Below are 17,566 nucleotides of genomic sequence, written 5' to 3'. Positions count from 1 at the left end.
CTCAGTTGTGATCATCCCACAACAGGATGCTGAGCTTACGCGGGCCATGGGCGCCCATCTGTAGACGCTGTTCAATATCGGCACTGCGGGAGGGGCCGGTAATCATATTAACGGTACGTGGCAGGCTGCCCAGCTCGGTGCGCAGTAACTGCCAGGCATCCTCGTAACAGCTTTGAATGCGGCTGCTGCGCAGCAACACCCAGTGCCAGTCCGGTAAAAAATTGAGCGTAGTAGGGCTGTCGGGGCTGGAGTGCAGCATCAGAGTGCCGGTTTCGGCGATCGCGGCGAAACTGCCGGTGAGGCTGGCGCTATCCCCCACGGCGGCTACCCGTTGCTGCAGGGTAATGCCCTGCTCTTGCCAGGGTAGGGCGCTAATCCAAGATTCCTTGCTGATTACTAGCTGGTTGATGCCAGCAGCTGCCAGCAGGGCCGGAATCTCTGCTAGCTGGCTGATGGGATGAATCTCGGCAGCGGCCTCAGTCGCCATCTGGATGAAAACGTGGCGCCGCTGCGTTGCATCACCCTGGCCGCGTGCTGGAATCAGCGAGCGTGGGTGGCTTTGCAGGCGCTGTTGTACCCGAGCCTCGGCGGCAGCCTGTTGCTCCGGATTACGTTTCACCCCTTGGCGCAGTTTGCTGAAAATCTGTTGGCGAGCCTGACTCATGACTGTTTCTCCTGTTGACGACGCCACTGATCCATAAAGGTACCCTGTTGCGGGGCAGGCAGATCACGCCAGTCGGTCCAGCCGCCTGCCAGGGGCACCTTACGTAGGCGTCCCTTGCCGCCAGCGAGTAGGCGCATGCCCCAATTACTCAGTCGGGCTAACCAGCGGTATAGCGCAGGGCGTTTGGCCAGGCTAGCCCAGCCAGCTAAACCGTAACGTACTGCGGCGGGGCTGAGGTGGCGCTCAAATTCCTGTTCCCGCCAGTGGCGCATCAGCTTGGGTAGCGGAATGCGAACTGGGCAAACGGATTCACACTTGCCACAGAAGGTCGAGGCATTAGGCAGGTGTTGCGCCTGTTCGATACCGATCAGCTGTGGTGTCAGCACTGAGCCCATGGGGCCAGGGTAGACCCAGCCATAGCTGTGTCCACCGACTGCGCCATATACCGGGCAATGATTCATGCAAGCGGAACAACGAATGCAGCGCAGCATATCCTGCAACTCGCCACCGAGCATGTCGGAGCGACCGTTATCAAGCAGGATGACGTGAAACTCCTCGGGCCCATCCTGATCCTCGGCACGACGGGGCCCGCTGGAGAGGGTGTTATAGACGGTAAACTCCTGCCCGGTGGCGGAGCGGGCCAGCAGGCGCAGCATCAGACTGAGGTCTTCCAGGGTGGGGACCACTTTTTCGATGCTGGTGATGACGATATGCACCCGTGGCAGGGTCTGGGTCAGGTCGCCATTGCCCTCGTTAGTGACAATGATGGTGGAGCCGGTTTCGGCGACGATAAAGTTGGCGCCGGTAATGCCGACATCGGCGGCGACAAAGTGATGGCGTAATACGGCGCGGGCTTCCGCCATCAGTTTGGCTGGATCTTCTTCGCGCAGGTGATAGCCATAGGGGCCATGGTGAGCGTGGAAGGCATCACTGACATCTTCCAAATTGAGGTGAATAGCTGGGGCGATAATATGGCTGGGGTGATCCTCTCGCAGTTGCAGAATGTACTCGCCTAAATCGGTTTCTACCGGGTGAATCTGATGCTGCTGCAAAAACTCATTCAGATTGATCTCTTCCGACACCATGGATTTGCCCTTGGTAACGGTTTTGGCATTGGCCCGTTGGCAGATTTGTAAAATAGCTTGGCGAGCATCCTCTGCCGTCCGCGCCCAATGCACCTGGCCACCCTGGGCCTGGCAGTTGCGCTCAAAGGTTTCCAGATAAATATCCAGATGTTCCAACACATGATTTTTTAGGTCGCGCGCCTGGTCGCGTAGCTGCTCAAACTCCGGCAAGCGTGCCACCGCAGCGGCTCGCTTTTGCGGAAACCCCTGGCGTAAGTTGCCCAAGGCTTTTTGCAGGGGTTCGTTATGCAGGGCAATGCGGCTGGCGTCCTTGAATTCGGGGCTGTGAATTTGCATGGAGTTACTCCTTCTCGCCTATTGCGGCGTGATGAGTCATCCCCGCCAGCACTTCAGTAACATGATAGGTCTTCACGGCACTGCCGAGGCGCTTGAGTTTTCCTGCCATGTTAAGCAGGCAGCCGAGATCACCACCGACTAGCGTGTCAGCGCCGCTGGCAGCAATATGGCTGGCCTTGTTCTCTACCATGCGATTGGAGATGTCGGGATACTTCACGCAGAAAGTGCCGCCAAAGCCACAGCAGGTTTCGGCTTCTGCCATTTCATTGAATTGGCAGCCTTCTACCTCAGCTAATAATTGCCGTGGTTGCTGTTTGATGCCGAGCTCACGCAGGCCTGAGCAGGAATCGTGGTAGGTGAGGGTGCCGGTATAGCTTGCGGCAATCTGATCGAACTGGCAGACATCCACCAGAAAAGAAGTGATTTCAAAAGCACGCTGAGCCAGACTCTGCGCACGTGCATGCCAGGGATCAGTACTGGCAAACAGGCTAGGGTAGTGATGCAGCATACCAATACAGGAACCGCTGGGGCCGACGACGTAGCGATAGCCTTCAAAGGCGGCAATGGTTTGCTTGGCCAGCTCCTGGCTAGTGGCACTATCACCAGAGTTAAAAGCAGGTTGACCGCAGCAGGTTTGGGTAGGCGGGACTTCTACTCGGTAACCTGCCTGCTCAAGTAACTTGATGCTGGCAAAGCCAATGCTGGGACGAAACATGTCCACTAGGCAGGTGACAAAAAGCCCCACGCAGGGGCGAGAGTCGGCATCTATTGCGCTGGGCATGGCGTATCCTCATCAAAGTGGTGCGACCCTGTGCTGTTATTGGAGTGTGATGGTGCGGTCGCATGGCTGTATTTAAGGTAGCTGCTGTGAAAAAATAAACCCGACTCTGTATAACTGGCCTGACCAATTCATGTCGATCAAGACTAAAGTCGCGGTTCCGCCCCGGCCTTACAATAAAGCCCAGCGTCTTTGCCAGGAGCTGGAGGCGCAGCTATTGGCGGGTGAGTTGTTGCCAGGCAGTCTGTTGCCCTCAGAGCGTATCCTGGCGCAGGAGCATCAACTCTCCCGCTCGGTGGTGCGCGAAGCGATGCAGCTGCTTGCCAGTCGTGGCCTGATTGAGACTTACCAGGGGGGCGGTAGTCGTTTGCTTAACCCGTTAGCGCACTATTTTGAGCAGGCGAGTTTAGGCAGAGGGGTGGCGGAAAATTCCACCGAGCTGCAATTGGCAGTCTTGGAAATGCGCTGGGTCCTGGAGGGGGAAGCGGCGTTCTACTGTGCCCAGCGTGCCACGGATGAGGAGTTGCAGGCCCTGCAGGCCGAGTTTGCCCGGATGGAGGCGCGTCGCGATGAGCCCAACACCCTGGAGCGGGCTAAAGCGGATTTGCATTTTCATATGCTGATTGCCCAGTGCAGCCATCATTTTTTGCTGATAGCCCTGGCGCAGGTGTTATATAGCCGTTTTTTTAATGCCATCTATGGTGTGCTGAGTAAAAATCAGCAGCGCACCGGTAGTTATCCTCCCTATATTGAAAGTCAGCATGAGCGTATCTACCAAGCCATTGTGCAGCGCCAGCCAGAGCAGGCCCGTCAGGCGGCACAAGCTCATATTCTGTATACCCGTCAGCGTCTAGAGGAAATGGACGGCGTGCCTGGTCGTTAAGGGGGTTCGCTCAGGGATTTGTTGGCCGCTTCCCTTGAGCCGTTTTTGCGGATACGGGTATACTGCGCCCCTCGTGTCGCACTTGGTTTGTGCGATTGTTTTTTTATACCGTGAATAGCCTATTCATGGCTTATGTGGCCTGTGGTAGGGGCCACCACTGAGCAGAGGATAAAGCATGCCTGTTATTACCCTTCCTGATGGTAGTCAACGTCAGTTCCCGAACCCCGTAAGTGTGCATGAAGTCGCCGCCTCGATTGGTGCAGGCTTGGCTAAAGCCGCCCTGGCGGGCAAGGTCAATGGCACCCTGGTGGATACCTCCTATGTGATGGAGACCGATGCCGAGCTGTCGATTGTCACGGGAAGAGATGAAGAGGGGCTGGAGGTGATTCGTCACTCCTGCGCACACTTGATGGCTATGGCGGTACAGGCACTCTTTCCTACAGCGCAAGTCACTATTGGGCCGGTGATTGATAACGGCTTCTATTATGACTTTGCCTTTGAGCGCCCCTTTACCCCGGAAGATCTGGAAAAAATTGAAGCCAAGATGGCGGAGTTAGCCAAGGCGGATTTCCAGGTATCACGCTCGGTTTTGAATCGCCCTGAAGCGATCAAACTGTTCGAAGACAAAGGGGAGAAGTACAAGGTTCAGATTATTGAAGCTATCCCCGGTGAAGAGCCGTTGTCATTTTACAGTCAGGGTGACTTTATTGACCTCTGCCGCGGCCCCCATGTGCCCAGTACTGGTCATCTGAAAGCATTTAAGCTGATGAAGGTGGCCGGCGCTTACTGGCGAGGTGATGTGAAGAATGAAATGCTGCAGCGGATCTATGGCACTGCCTGGGCCGATAAGAAACAGCTGAACGAATACCTGCATCGTCTGGCAGAAGCGGAAAAGCGCGATCATCGTAAGCTTGGGAAACAACTGGATCTGTTCCATGTCCAGGAAGAAGCCCCTGGTATGGTGTTCTGGCATCCCAATGGCTGGACCATCTGGCAAGTGGTTGAGCAGTATATGCGTAACCAGCAGCGTCGCCATGGCTATCAGGAGATCAAGACTCCTCAGGTGGTGGAACGTACACTGTGGGAAAAATCTGGTCATTGGGACAAGTTTAAAGAGCAGATGTTTACCACCCACTCCGAAGAGCGGGATTTTGCCATCAAACCGATGAACTGCCCTTGCCACATTCAGGTTTTTAATCAGGGCCTGAAGAGCTACCGTGAGTTGCCGCTGCGTTTGGCGGAGTTTGGCTCCTGTCACCGTAATGAACCCTCGGGAGCCCTGCATGGCATTATGCGCGTGCGTGGGTTCACGCAGGATGATGCGCATATTTTCTGCAGTGAAGAGCAGATTCAGTCTGAAGTGGCGGTCTTTATCGACTTCCTGCACGAAGTTTATGCGGACTTTGGCTTCAGCGAGATCATTTACAAACTCTCCACTCGACCAGAGCAGCGGGTAGGCAGCGATGCCAGCTGGGATAAAGCGGAAAAAGCCCTGGCAGATGCACTGGATGCTAAGCAGTTGCCCTGGGAAGAGCTGCCCGGTGAAGGTGCCTTCTATGGGCCGAAAATTGAGTTTTCATTGAAAGACTGTCTGGGGCGTGTCTGGCAATGCGGTACGATTCAGGTCGACTTCTCTATGCCTGGTCGCCTAGGTGCGCAGTTTGTCAATGAACAGGGTGAGCGGGAAACCCCGGTGATGCTGCATCGAGCCATTCTGGGTTCATTTGAGCGCTTTATCGGTATTTTGATTGAGAACTATGCCGGCGCGATGCCAACTTGGTTGGCTCCCACCCAAGTGGTATTGATCAATATCACCGATAAGCAGGCTGATTTTGTGCAGAAAGCACAAAAATTCTTAGCGGAACAAGGCTTCCGTAGCAAGGTGGACTTGAGAAACGAGAAGATCGGCTTTAAAATCCGCGAGCACACTTTACAGAAGATTCCTTATCAGCTGGTTGTTGGCGATAAGGAAGTTGAATCTAACACTGTTACCGTGCGGACTCGCACAGGCGAAGACTTGGGCAGCATGACGCTGGAGGCCTTCGCTCAGTACTTGCAGCAGGATATCGCGAGACGCGGCCGGTAAAACACGGAGAAAGAGCCATTAAGCGTACTACTAGCGCCCCTGTACGGGGCGGTGACAAGACCCTAATTAACGAGGAAATCCGCGCGCGGGAAGTCCGCCTAGTTGGTCCAGATGGCGAGCAGATCGGCATCGTTTCCTTAAGTGAGGCTTTAGAAAAAGCAGCCGAAGTCGAACAAGACCTAGTGCTTATTGCTGCCGAGGCAACGCCTCCGGTATGCAAGATCATGGATTACCGGAAACACCTGTTTGAAAAGAAGAAACAGCAGGCCGCTGCTAAGAAAAAGCAGAAGCAAACGCAAATTAAAGAAATGAAGTTCCGTCCTGGAACGGAAGAAGGGGATTATCAGGTAAAACTGCGCAACCTGATACGTTTCCTTGAAGATGGTGACAAGGCCAAGGTCTCTCTCCGCTTCCGCGGTCGAGAAATGGCGCACCAAGATCTCGGTATGCAGCTGATGAACCGTATTGAGCAGGATCTGACTGAATACGGCATCGTTGAGCAGCGTGCCAAGATGGAGGGGCGTCAGATGACCATGGTTTTGGCACCGAAAAAGAAGAAGTAACCCCGCCTTTTATTAGGTTGGCCCTGGCAGTAGGGTAATGGGTTGCATTGTTTTATCGAATGCGTGGAGTAAATCATGCCTAAGTTGAAATCTAACAGTGGCGCGTCTAAGCGCTTCAAGAAGACCGCCAACGGCTTCAAGCACAAGCAGTCTTTCCGTCGTCACATTCTGACCAAGAAGACCACCAAGCGTAAGCGTCAACTGCGTGCTACCCACCAGGTAGAAGCATCTGACCAGGCTGCAATCGCTCGTTTGCTACCCTACGCATAAGTCTATTTTAGTTAGTTTGTAATAGAAGGATTAAGAGATGCCTCGTGTTAAGCGTGGAGTGGTTGCACGTCGTCGCCACAAGAAGATTCTGAAGCTGGCCAAGGGTTACTACGGTGCCCGCAGTCGTGTGTTCCGTGTAGCCAAACAGGCTGTTATCAAAGCCGGTCAGTATGCGTATCGCGACCGTCGTCAGCGCAAGCGTCAGTTCCGTGCTCTGTGGATCGCTCGTATCAACGCCGGTGCGCGTTTGAACGGTCTGTCCTACAGCCGTCTGATTGCTGGTCTGAAAAAGGCGGCTATCGAGATCGACCGTAAGGTCCTGGCTGATCTGGCTATGCATGAACAGGCTGTATTTGCGGCAATCGTCGAAAAGGCCAAAGCGGCCCTGTAAGACACCCGCCTGTTGATCACCTCGGTGATCCAGTAGGCTAGCTGCAATAAACAGTTCTCATAGCTACTGTTTAATAGGGGAAGGGTGCCGCTCTTCCCCTATTTTCGTTTTTGGAGCCCCTATTACCATGGAACATCTCGACACTCTGCTCGCGCAAGGGCGCGAGGCGGTTGCCCAGGCGGCCGATTTACAAGCACTGGACGCGATTCGCGTACAGTACCTGGGCAAAAGCGGGGAGCTGACCCAGCTGTTAAAAGGTCTGGGTAAACTATCAGCGGAAGAACGTCCCCAGGCGGGAGCAGCAATCAATGCTGCCAAAGAAGCGCTGCAGGAAGCTCTCAATGGCCGTCGCGATCAGCTGCAGCAGGCTGAGCTGGCAGCACAATTGGCCAGTGAGCGTATCGATGTCACTCTGCCAGGTCGTGGCCAGCAGTTAGGTGGCTTGCACCCGGTGACGAAGACCATTGAGCGCATCCAAGACTTTTTCGGCAGCATTGGTTATAGCGTTGCTGAAGGTCCTGAAGTCGAAGATGACTATCACAACTTTGAGGCGCTCAATATTCCATCCCATCACCCTGCGCGGGCGATGCACGATACCTTCTATTTTGATGTAGGCACTCTGTTGCGTACTCACACCTCACCGGTGCAGATTCGGACGATGGAGGCTCAGCAGCCGCCGATTCGGATCATTTGCCCAGGGCGGGTATATCGCTGTGACTCTGACCAAACTCATTCCCCCATGTTCCACCAGGTTGAGGGGCTCCTGGTAGACAAGGGCATCAGCTTTGCTGATCTGAAGGGTACGGTTGAGCGCTTTTTGCGAGTGTTCTTTGAACAGGATTTGTCTGTACGTTTCCGGCCGTCCTACTTTCCCTTTACCGAACCTTCTTTGGAAGTGGACATCGGTTACAGTGTGAACGGTGAGCAGCGTTGGTTGGAAGTTATGGGCTGCGGCATGGTGCATCCCAAAGTGTTTGAATACGTGGGTATCGACTCTGAGGTGTATACCGGTTTTGCCTTTGGTATGGGTGTCGAGCGTCTGGCGATGCTGCGTTATGGCGTAAAAGATTTGCGCCTGTTCTTCGACAATGATCTGCGTTTCCTGCAGCAATTCCGTTAACACCAGCACGATCAGCGAGGACAGCAATGAAATTCTCAGAAAAGTGGTTGCGTGAGTGGGTGAATCCCGCTCTGGATGCCGAGCAGCTGGTGGCGCAAATTACCCTGGCTGGCTTGGAAGTGGACAGTGTCGAGCCTGTGGCAGCGGCATTTACAGGGGTGGTGGTTGGACAAATTGTCAGTGCCGAGCCGCATCCTAATGCCGATAAATTACAGGTTTGCCAAGTCTCTGATGGTCAACAGACTTATCAGGTGGTTTGTGGTGCGCCCAATGCACGGGCAGGGCTGATCACCGCTTTTGCCCAAATTGGTGCTGAGCTGCCAGGGGACTTTAAGATCAAGAAGGCCAAGCTACGTCAGGTCGAGTCCAACGGCATGTTGTGTTCTGCCCAGGAGCTGGGACTGAGTGAAGATCACTCCGGCATTATGGAATTACCTGTCGATGCGCCAGTAGGGGTGAGCCTGCGCGAGTACCTGAAGCTGGATGATGTGAGTGTTGATGTTGACCTGACGCCGAACCGTAGCGACTGCCTTAGTATTCGCGGTCTGGCCCGCGAGGTTGGGGTGCTTAATCAGGTCGATGTGCGTGAGTTGCAAGTTGAACCTGTGGCGCCCAGTCATGACCAGGTGTTGCCGGTAGAGCTATTGGCCGCTGATGCGTGCCCTCGCTATCTGGGCCGCATTATTCGTGGCATCAACCCTGGCGCTGCCACGCCGTTGTGGATGCAGGAAAAGCTGCGCCGCAGCGGGCTGCGTTGTATTGATCCCGCAGTCGACGTGACCAACTACGTGATGCTAGAGCTGGGGCAGCCGATGCATGCCTTCGACCTGGCCAACTTGCATGGTGGTATTCGTGTCCGCCTGGCGGAGGAAGGGGAAACTCTGACTCTGCTGGATGGTGCAGAAGCCAAGTTGAATGCAGATACGCTGGTGATTGCGGATCACCAAGGTCCCGTGGCGATGGCGGGGATCATGGGAGGGGAGCACTCAGGCATCAATGACGCCACAGCAGATATTTTCCTGGAATGTGCCTATTTTAACCCGCTGGCCATAGCGGGACGGGCGCGTCGCCATGGTCTGCATACCGATTCTTCTCACCGCTATGAGCGGGGTGTCGATCCTGAATTGCAGGCGTTGGCGATGGAGTATGCCACCCGTTTGCTGCTGGAAATTGTCGGCGGCGAAGCCGGTCCGGTGATTGTCGCGGAGTCGGCTGAGCACTTACCAAAACGTGCTCAAGTAACGCTGCGTAAGAGCCGTTTAGCCATGATGTTGGCAACAGAACTGCCAGAAGCTGAAGTGACGGCGATTTTGGCTCGTTTGGGACTGCAGCCACAGTTGACCAGTGATGGTTGGCTGACCCAGGTGCCTTCATGGCGCTTTGATATCAGCCTTGAGGTTGATCTGATTGAAGAGATTGCCCGGGTTTATGGCTATAACAATCTGCCCTCTAAACAACCGACGGCTGCGTTAGAGTTGCCAGCCCTGCCTGAAGCTCAGCTGCAGTTGGGCCAGCTGCGACAAACCTTGATTGCCCGTGGGTATCAAGAAGCGATTACGTTCAGCTTTATTGAACCGAAATTGCAGCAGCAGTTTGATCCGGCTTATCAGGCATTAGCACTGGCCAATCCCATCTCGGCTGATCTGGCGGTAATGCGCACCAGTCTCTGGCCTGGCTTGGTGAAAGCGGTGGTTTATAACCAAAACCGTCAGCAGGATCGGGTACGTTTGTTTGAGACTGGCTTACGCTTTGTGCCTACGGCGGATGGTCTGGTGCAGGAGAAAATGCTATCAGGAGTGCTGGCGGGTTCTCGCCAGCCTGAGGGGTGGCATGGTAAGGCCGAAGCGCTGGACTTCTATGATCTGAAAGGGGATATCGAGGCTCTGTTGGCATTGTCTGGACAAGCATGGCAATGGCAGGCGGCGGAGCACCATGCTCTGCACCCTGGTCAAAGCGCGCGAATTCTGAATGCGGCGGGAGAAGAGCTGGGTTATGTTGGCCGTTTGCATCCGACCCTGCATCAGCAGTTGGATGTGACAGGTCCGCTGTATCTGTTTGAGCTGCGGGTTAAGGTGCTGCAACAGGGGAGCGTCAGTGCTTTCCAGGGAGTGTCTAAATTCCCAGAAGTGCGGCGTGATCTGGCTGTGGTTGTGCAGGATGCGGTTAATTTTGCTGATTTGGCTCAGAGTGTGCGTCGTGCGGCAGGTGAATATCTGCAGGATGTGGTGGTATTTGATGTCTATGCCGGTAAAGGCGTGGCAGAAAATCATAAGAGTGTGGCCCTGGGCTTGACCTGGCAGCATCCATCGCGCACTCTTACTGATGAAGAAATAACCACGGCAGTTGCCAACGTAATCAATGAGTTGGAGCAACAACACCAAGCCGTATTGCGTAGCTGAGGACTAAGCCGGAGGGCGGAGTATGGGATCTCTGACCAAAGCCGATATTTCCGAGCGCTTATTCGAAGAGTTAGGTTTGAATAAACGTGAAGCGAAAGAAGTGGTGGAATCCTTTTTTGAGGAAATACGGGAAAGCCTGAGTGCCAATGAGCAGGTGAAGTTGTCAGGTTTTGGCAACTTCGATCTGCGTGATAAGCGCGAACGGCCGGGGCGTAACCCCAAAACTGGAGAAGAAGTGCCTATTTCAGCCCGCCGGGTCGTAACCTTTAAGCCTGGGCAGAAGCTCAAGGAAAAGGTAGAGGGTTACGACACCCACTAAGCCTCAGGCGCATCTTGCGACACCCGCTTCGGCGGGTGTCGTGTTTTGGGGCGTCTGTTAAAAGGGTTGTGTAGTGTGTGTGATTCGCCCAGTTTTTGCTAAAAAGCGCTTGCAATTTCAATTGGTTAGATTATGATACGCGCCATCTTCTCGCTGCCAAGGCAAGGCAGTTCAATGCAAAAATTGAATGTCTTTGTTTTAGTGTAGAAGAGGTTGTTTGACTCGGGGCGTAGCGCAGCCTGGTAGCGCACTTGCATGGGGTGCAAGGGGTCGCAGGTTCAAATCCTGCCGTCCCGACCAGTTAAACGACAGGCGTCATGCCACAAGGTAATATCTGAATTCGGGGCGTAGCGCAGCCTGGTAGCGCACTTGCATGGGGTGCAAGGGGTCGCAGGTTCAAATCCTGCCGTCCCGACCAGTTCAGATTAAACCAGCTAAAAAAGCCGACTCTATGTCGGTTTTTTGCGTTTAGTCTCATCACTTTCTTATGCTATGACTTATTGAGCGCCGCTATAGCTCAGTCGGTAGAGCAGCGCATTCGTAATGCGAAGGTCGCAGGTTCGACTCCTGTTAGCGGCACCATCTTGATGTATTGCTCCTGTTATCCCCATAGCGCCTGCACGGGGGTGTGCTGGTCAAAATGATGGCTGATTTGCGCTTGCAGTAATTCCGCAGTGGCCAGGGCGTCGGTCAGGGCGTGGTGTTGTTGGTAGGGTGGCAGATGGTAGCGTGCCCGACTGGCGGCAAGGCGTACCGACAGGGGTTGTTGCCCGCGCAGGCGTTGCCACAGGCTGAGCGGTTTACGGTGCAGGCGTGCTTCGAGCTCCAGGGTATCAATCACGGGGAAGGACAGCTCGCTTTGCCATAGGCGCTTAGCTGCCTCAGCCAAAAACTCCCGTTCGATTCGTTTGTAGTGCACCACCACTAGTTTGCCGCTGAGCAGCGGTAAAAGCTGCTCCAATACTTGTTCTGCTTGGGGGGCGCTGGCTAGATCGCTATGGGTAAGGCCATGAATCACCACTGAGGAGGCGGTAAGTGGGCGGTCAGGTTGCAGTAGCCAGTGTTGTGCCTGACGACAGTAGATGCGTTGCAGATCAAAGGGGATCAAACCAATGCTGACAATGGCGTCCTCTTTGGCATTGAGGCCGGTGGTTTCGATATCCAGGGCAAGTAGTGGGGTGTGGTTAATGGGGGTGTTGGCGCTGACGCAGCCTGCTTGGTAAAAGTCCTTTAGAGGGGCTGGCAGTGCTTGCTGTGCTCGCTCTTGGTAGTGTGTGGGCCAGTCATATTGCGTTTGTTTGGTTTGGGTCAGTCCAATATGCAGCATGGTTCAGGCCCGATTAGGTTGATAGCGGAACTTAAGATATTTCTGTGCATCACTGAGGATCTGAAAGGCATCCTTGAGGTTGCGCCGCTCAAAGTCCGATAGGCTGTCAGGCTCAATGTTGTTATCCGGCTCCTGGCCGTTTTGCAGATCGGCGGCCATATGGCGGATCCGTACCATGGCAATAAATTCCAGCGCGTCTCTTAAATCGGGCCCTCGTCCTTTGGGCAGGATATTGGCCTCCATCACTTCGGCAAGACGTTCAAAGGAGTTGAGCGCGGTGCTGCCGATGGCCAGTGCGTGCACCCGAATTAAGTCGGCTAAGGGCGCAGTGCCGCGTCGCTTCAAGTTAATGGAGTTTTTGTGTTCGCCATCCTGCTCCATCACGAAGTCTTTGAAGAAGCCCAGCGGCGGGGTGCGGTTGAGGGCGTTGCGCGCCATGGCGGCAAGAAAGCGTGGATGTTGTTTGGCTTGCTCGGCAATCTGTTGGCGCAATTGCTCAGCCCATTCCACTTGGCCATAGACACCATCTAAATCAAAGAAGATGCTGGCATCCAGCAGGCTTTGCGGATTGGGTTGCTCTATCCAGCGCTGAAAGGTCTCGCTCCATTGTTGCCGAGTCAGGCGCCACTGGGGATTGTTCGCCATCACCTTGCCACTGCAGTAGGGGTAGCCGCAGGCGTGCAGGCCATCACACAGCCAGGTTGCCAGCTGGGCAAAATATTCGCCATGCAGTGCGGGGTCATAGCTGTTATCGAGAATCAGGGCGTTATCCTGATCCGTGACCACTAACTGCTCATCTCTGGCCATCGAGCCCAGAGCAAGCAGGCAATAGGAGATGGGGGCGGGGCCTAGCTGTTCTTCAGCCAACTCCAACAAACGTTGTTTAAAGCTGCGGCCAATGACTGCCATGGCGCTGCCAATCATGTGTGAGTTGGCATCTTCTTGCACCAGACGAATAAAGCCGGCGCGCACTTCAGTTGCCAACTCTTGTAGCCCAGCCAGATCAGGCTGGCGAAAGATGCTACGGGCAACCAGAAGGGCGTTATGAGACTCATGACGGACGATGTCCGATAGTGCCAGCACCCCAAGGGGGCGGTCACGCTCTTCAATCACCAAATGGTGAATATTGTGCCTTAGCATGCATAGCATGGCCTCAAACACATAGGCCTGGGATTCCAGGCTAACTAGTCCAGGTTTGAGGATGCAGCTAACCGGTTGGTTGGCATCCAGTCCTACTGCTAGTACGCGGTTGCGCAGGTCGCGATCGGTAATGATGCCGATGGCGGGGGCGTCAACGCTGGCTTCAGCGCGGATCAGCAGGGATGACACGCTTTCCGTGCTCATCAGAGCAGCGGCGGCCTGGATGCTGGCTTGTTGCTCGATCATCACCGGCGGGCGGCTGAGCAGCTCCTTAACTTTGGCGCTGCTGAGCGGGTGGCTCTGTTGCTGATCGGTGACTGCCAGGTGCAGACGGGCATGGTCATCTGTCTCAACGAAGTAGGCAAAGTGTTCGTATTCATCGCACAGGCGGGTAAAAAGACTGTCTGGAATGCGGTAGACCAGGGTGTCCTCCAGCGCTCTGGCGGGAAAGCGTACCTGCTTCTGCATAAGCAGGCTGAACTGGCCAAACAGATTGCCGCTACTTAGGCGGTTATAGAGGCTGCCGTTACGGCGGAAAATTTCGACGGCGCCACTGCGGATCAGATACAGCTCGGCGATGGGCTCGCCAAAGCGAAGAATGTCTGTGCCGGCACGGAAGTAGCTCACTTCCACTTGGCTGGCGACCTCGGCAAGCACTGATTCGGGTAATGGGCTAAAAGGCTCGTGCTGCTGCAAAAACTGCAGGATTTCACTGATTTCTGCGGCCATACAAAGATCCTTGGCTAGAAATAACAACGGGGCGCAAGGCCCCGTTGTGTCATGCTGATATTAGGGTGGTCTTAGCCTCGGGGTTCAGAGGATAAGCCCTTCAGCACGGCGACGGTGGCAACCAGCAATACGATAGCAAAGGGGAAGCCGGTTGAGACAGCCATTGCCTGCAGAGCAACCAGACCACCGCCCAGCATCAGGGCAATGGCGACCAGTCCCTCAAAGGTACACCAGAATACGCGTTGGGGCTTAGGTGCATCGACCTTGCCGCCTGCGGAGATGGTGTCAATAACCAGTGAGCCGGAGTCAGAGGAAGTGACAAAGAACACCACCACCAGAATGATACCGAGCAAAGAGGTAATCGAGGCCATCGGCAGTGCATCCAGCATGGTGAATAACTGCAGTGGCAGGGCGGATTCCGTGACCGCGCTGTAGCCTTCGTTAAGGAACTGGTGGATAGCGGTGCCACCGAAAGCTGTCATCCAGAGTACGCAGGCTGTAGAGGGAATCAACAGTACGCAGACGATGAACTCACGCACGGTACGACCACGGGATACCCGGGCAATAAACATACCGACAAAGGGTGACCAGGAAATCCACCAAGCCCAATAGAAGGAGGTCCAGCCCTGAGCAAAGTTGACATCTTCACGGCCAAAGGGCGTCGCTAAGGCAGGCAAGTGCTGTAGGTAGGCACCCAGGTTGTCAAAGAATCCGGTCAAAATGGCCAAGGTGGGACCAGCAATAATGACAAACAGCAGCAGCAGTGCGGCCAGCACCATATTGATTTCTGACAGGCGCTTTACCCCTGCATCCAGTCCCGCCAGAACGGAAACCAGGGCAATGGCGGTAATGCCGATAATCAGCACCACATGGGTAGTGGAAGTGTCAGGGATATCAAACAGATAATTTAAGCCAGCAGCGGCTTGGGAGGCGCCCAAGCCCAGGGAGGTTGCCAGACCAAACAGAGTGGCGACCACCGCCAGGATATCAATGATATGGCCGGGCCAGCCCCAGATACGCTCACCAAATAAAGGGTAGAACACCGAGCGCATGGTCAAAGGCAGGCCTTTGTTAAAGGAGAACAGCGCCAGGCCGAGGGCCAGGATGGCGTAAATCGCCCAAGGATGCAGGCCCCAGTGATAGATAGAGGCGGCCATCGCTAACTCAGTTGCGGCCTGAGGATCATTCAGTGCGGCCCCTAAGGGGGCCCAGTCGGTACGCACACCGTTTTCGACACTGGTGCCGCCCAGGGAGCTGGCTAGGTGTGACAGGGGCTCCGATACGCCATAGAACATCAGGCCAATGCCCATCCCAGCAGCAAAAAGCATGGAGAGCCAACCAGCATAGGAGTAATCAGGCTTGGCTTCCGTGCCGCCCAGGCGCACCTTGCCAAGGGGCGAGATAATCAAGAATAGGCACACCAGCACAAAGATATTGCCAGCGCCGAGGAAGAACCAATCGAGGTTGGAAGTCAGCCAGGAGCGCAGGTCGCCAAACCAGGGGCCAACCTGATTTTGGAATGCCAGCGTGAGAAAGACGAAGGCGACAATCGCCAAGCCAGAGATCAAAAAAACCCGGTTATGGATATCCAGGCCGAAGGGGCCGATTTGCAGGGCGATATTGTCTTGCCCGACTTTGTAATCGGTATCTATGGGATTAACCGCTCCCTCAGGCGCCATCAAGTTGTCAGGTCGTTGTGTGCTCACACGATGCTCCTCTTGGTAGCCTTAGGTTATGACTGAACTTAGACCTTACCACCTTCAGTATCTACGCCTAGCTTTACAATAATGTTTAGTCGTATATGGAAAGAAGGTGGTCGTAAACAGGTAGGTCATTGAAGGTTGGCAAGAATGCCTACCTTAAAATGATTAGTCAACTAATTAAAGTGATGGGTTTGAATAGGAATGAGTTTTATTTGTAAGTGTTGGGGAGGGGATAGGCGAGAGTGCGCGCACGGCAAATCTTTATGGGGAGGGTCACTTATCACTCCCGCTCCATCCTGGGGAGTGATAAGTGGATCAAGGTAGCTTTACTGAGGTTTGTGTTCAGACCAAATCTGGCTATCAACCAGGCCGGGATAATCTCCCTTTTGCAGCTGTAAGTGTGGCTGCTGCCCACGTTTGAGCTGCTGCTCATAGTCACGTGTCAGGCGAATGACTACCCCAGAGAGCAATAGCAGTGCAAGCAGGTTGACCAGTGCCATCAATCCCATCGAGGCATCCGCAGCATCCCAGACAATTCCGACCTTTTCCAGTGCTCCCCACAGAACCATCGCCAATACCAGGGCGCGCATGCCCTGAATGACTGGCATTAAAGTGCGTCCACCGAGTAGATAGAGCAGGTTGCTTTCGGCGTACATGTAGTTGCCAATAATGGAGGTGAAGGCAAAGAAGAAGATGGCAATGGCGACTAAATACTTGCCGACTCCCCCTAGGGTGGCATCCAACGCTGCCTGGGTCAGTTCAATACCCGTCAGGCCATTACCGGGTTCAAATACACCCGAGAGCAGAATCACCAAGGCAGTGCAGGTACAGATGACGATCGTATCGACAAAAACTCCCAGTGCCTGAATAAACCCCTGAGAGGCAGGGTGATGGGGGACGGGGATGGCACTGGCGGCGGCATTGGGGGCGGAACCCATTCCTGCTTCGTTGGAGAATAGACCTCGTTTTACGCCATTCATCAGTGCCACCATGAGGCCGCCAGTTACACCGCCAGCTGCTTCCTGTAAGCCGAAAGCGCTACTGAAAATACTGGCAAACATGGCAGGAACTCGTTCCAGGTTCAGAATCAGTACACAGAGGGCAATGCCTAGATACAGCAGCGCCATCAAGGGTACGAGCTTTTCCGCAGTGTGAGCGATGGTGCGAATGCCGCCAAAGATTACCAGTCCTGCCAGACACACTAAGATCAGGCCAGACCACAGGGTGTCGAGAGCAAAGGCACCTTGCATGGCCACGGCGATAGAGTTGGCCTGTACAGCATTAAAGACGAAGCCAAAAGACAGAATCAGTAATACGGCAAACACTTGTCCCAGCCAACGTTGTCCCAGGCCACGCTCAATATAGTAGGCCGGCCCGCCACGATAGGTACCGCTACTGTCTTGGGTTTTGTAAAGCTGGGCCAGTGCGCTTTCTGCATAACCGGTTGCCATGCCAAGCAAGGCAGTTAACCACATCCAAAAAATTGCCCCAGGGCCACCGATATAGATCGCCACGGCAACGCCAGCCAAATTGCCTGTACCTACCCGTGAGGCCAGCGAGGTGCAGAGTGCTTGGAAAGGGGAAATACCATGGCGGTTCTCGCCTCGTCCCTGACGCAGGATGCTAAACATATGGCCAAAGCGCCGTAGCTGGATAGCATGAAGGCGTAGGCTGAAATAGAGGCCAACTCCCAATAACAGGGGAATCAACACTTGGCCCCATAGCAGGTTGTTCAAGAAGTTAATAATGGATTCCATCTCTGACTCTTAGTTG

Annotated in this window: 15 protein-coding genes and 3 tRNA genes; 11 read left to right on the top strand and 7 right to left on the bottom strand. The window is 54.5% G+C overall.

All coding sequences use genetic code 11. The features are described from left to right. Position 1: 1 nt before the first annotated feature. Genes Q334_RS0113100 through Q334_RS0113090 form a run of 3 tightly spaced genes read right to left on the bottom strand, consistent with a single transcriptional unit; the run spans position 2 to position 2,866 of the window. Positions 2-664 (bottom strand): LutC/YkgG family protein, encoded by a 663-nt coding sequence (locus Q334_RS0113100; RefSeq protein ID WP_027313603.1) that lies wholly within the window; start codon positions 662-664, stop codon positions 2-4. Beyond that, the gene (locus tag Q334_RS0113095; protein WP_027313602.1) at positions 661-2,085 is read right to left on the bottom strand and encodes a LutB/LldF family L-lactate oxidation iron-sulfur protein; all 1,425 of its coding nucleotides are present in this window, start codon (positions 2,083-2,085) and stop codon (positions 661-663) included. The genes Q334_RS0113100 and Q334_RS0113095 overlap by 4 nt, the downstream gene beginning before the upstream one ends. 4 nt (positions 2,086-2,089) lie before the next feature. After that, positions 2,090-2,866 carry a (Fe-S)-binding protein gene (locus Q334_RS0113090; RefSeq protein ID WP_027313601.1) on the bottom strand — a complete coding sequence of 259 codons (777 nt, stop codon included), beginning with the start codon at positions 2,864-2,866 and terminating at the stop codon, positions 2,090-2,092. Between the two features lie 130 nt (positions 2,867-2,996). Here Q334_RS0113090 and Q334_RS19125 point away from each other — a divergent pair, with 130 nt between their 5' ends. The 11 genes from Q334_RS19125 to Q334_RS0113030 all read left to right on the top strand — a co-directional run bounded on the left by Q334_RS19125 (position 2,997) and on the right by Q334_RS0113030 (position 11,476). After that, on the top strand, positions 2,997-3,746 hold the full coding sequence (locus Q334_RS19125; RefSeq protein WP_051527793.1) for a FadR/GntR family transcriptional regulator: 750 nt from the start codon (positions 2,997-2,999) through the stop codon (positions 3,744-3,746). Positions 3,747-3,921: 175 nt separating this feature from the next. Next, a complete protein-coding gene (thrS, locus tag Q334_RS0113080) occupies positions 3,922-5,832 on the top strand; it encodes a threonine--tRNA ligase (protein ID WP_027313600.1) in 1,911 nt (636 codons plus the stop codon). A gap of 17 nt (positions 5,833-5,849) precedes the next feature. Then, positions 5,850-6,395, top strand: coding sequence for a translation initiation factor IF-3 (gene infC, locus Q334_RS0113075; protein ID WP_027313599.1), 546 nt, complete (start codon positions 5,850-5,852; stop codon positions 6,393-6,395). 75 nt (positions 6,396-6,470) lie between these two features. Continuing rightward, complete coding sequence (gene rpmI, locus Q334_RS0113070; protein WP_027313598.1) at positions 6,471-6,665, top strand: 50S ribosomal protein L35; 195 nt, start codon at positions 6,471-6,473, stop codon at positions 6,663-6,665. A 37-nt stretch (positions 6,666-6,702) separates the two neighbouring features. Further along, positions 6,703-7,056 carry a 50S ribosomal protein L20 gene (gene rplT / locus Q334_RS0113065; RefSeq protein ID WP_027313597.1) on the top strand — a complete coding sequence of 118 codons (354 nt, stop codon included), beginning with the start codon at positions 6,703-6,705 and terminating at the stop codon, positions 7,054-7,056. Positions 7,057-7,183: 127 nt separating this feature from the next. After that, positions 7,184-8,176, top strand: coding sequence for a phenylalanine--tRNA ligase subunit alpha (gene pheS, locus Q334_RS0113060; RefSeq protein ID WP_027313596.1), 993 nt, complete (start codon positions 7,184-7,186; stop codon positions 8,174-8,176). 26 nt (positions 8,177-8,202) lie between these two features. Further along, positions 8,203-10,575 carry a phenylalanine--tRNA ligase subunit beta gene (gene pheT, locus Q334_RS0113055; RefSeq protein ID WP_027313595.1) on the top strand — a complete coding sequence of 791 codons (2,373 nt, stop codon included), beginning with the start codon at positions 8,203-8,205 and terminating at the stop codon, positions 10,573-10,575. A 22-nt stretch (positions 10,576-10,597) separates the two neighbouring features. Next, positions 10,598-10,894 carry an integration host factor subunit alpha gene (ihfA, locus tag Q334_RS0113050; protein WP_027313594.1) on the top strand — a complete coding sequence of 99 codons (297 nt, stop codon included), beginning with the start codon at positions 10,598-10,600 and terminating at the stop codon, positions 10,892-10,894. 223 nt (positions 10,895-11,117) lie between these two features. Then, positions 11,118-11,194, top strand: a tRNA-Pro gene (locus Q334_RS0113040). Positions 11,195-11,235: 41 nt separating this feature from the next. Next, positions 11,236-11,312 (top strand) — tRNA-Pro (locus Q334_RS0113035). 88 nt (positions 11,313-11,400) lie between these two features. Continuing rightward, positions 11,401-11,476, top strand: a tRNA-Thr gene (locus Q334_RS0113030). A 19-nt stretch (positions 11,477-11,495) separates the two neighbouring features. Here the strand turns inward: Q334_RS0113030 and Q334_RS0113025 are convergent. The 4 genes from Q334_RS0113025 to Q334_RS0113010 form a co-directional block, all read right to left on the bottom strand. Then, positions 11,496-12,221 carry a 3'-5' exonuclease gene (locus tag Q334_RS0113025; RefSeq protein WP_081414455.1) on the bottom strand — a complete coding sequence of 242 codons (726 nt, stop codon included), beginning with the start codon at positions 12,219-12,221 and terminating at the stop codon, positions 11,496-11,498. A 3-nt stretch (positions 12,222-12,224) separates the two neighbouring features. Next, positions 12,225-14,090 (bottom strand): putative nucleotidyltransferase substrate binding domain-containing protein, encoded by a 1,866-nt coding sequence (locus Q334_RS0113020; protein ID WP_027313592.1) that lies wholly within the window; start codon positions 14,088-14,090, stop codon positions 12,225-12,227. A 71-nt stretch (positions 14,091-14,161) separates the two neighbouring features. Beyond that, positions 14,162-15,769 (bottom strand): BCCT family transporter, encoded by a 1,608-nt coding sequence (locus Q334_RS0113015; protein WP_211249557.1) that lies wholly within the window; start codon positions 15,767-15,769, stop codon positions 14,162-14,164. A gap of 350 nt (positions 15,770-16,119) precedes the next feature. After that, the gene (locus Q334_RS0113010) at positions 16,120-17,550 is read right to left on the bottom strand and encodes an alanine/glycine:cation symporter family protein (protein WP_027313590.1); all 1,431 of its coding nucleotides are present in this window, start codon (positions 17,548-17,550) and stop codon (positions 16,120-16,122) included. Positions 17,551-17,566 lie beyond the last annotated feature (16 nt).

This window comes from Balneatrix alpica DSM 16621, assembly GCF_000619885.1.
GTDB lineage: Bacteria > Pseudomonadota > Gammaproteobacteria > Pseudomonadales > Balneatricaceae > Balneatrix > Balneatrix alpica.
The sequence above is the reverse complement of the archived record's forward strand: the minus strand, read 5'-3'. Positions and strand labels throughout refer to the sequence as shown.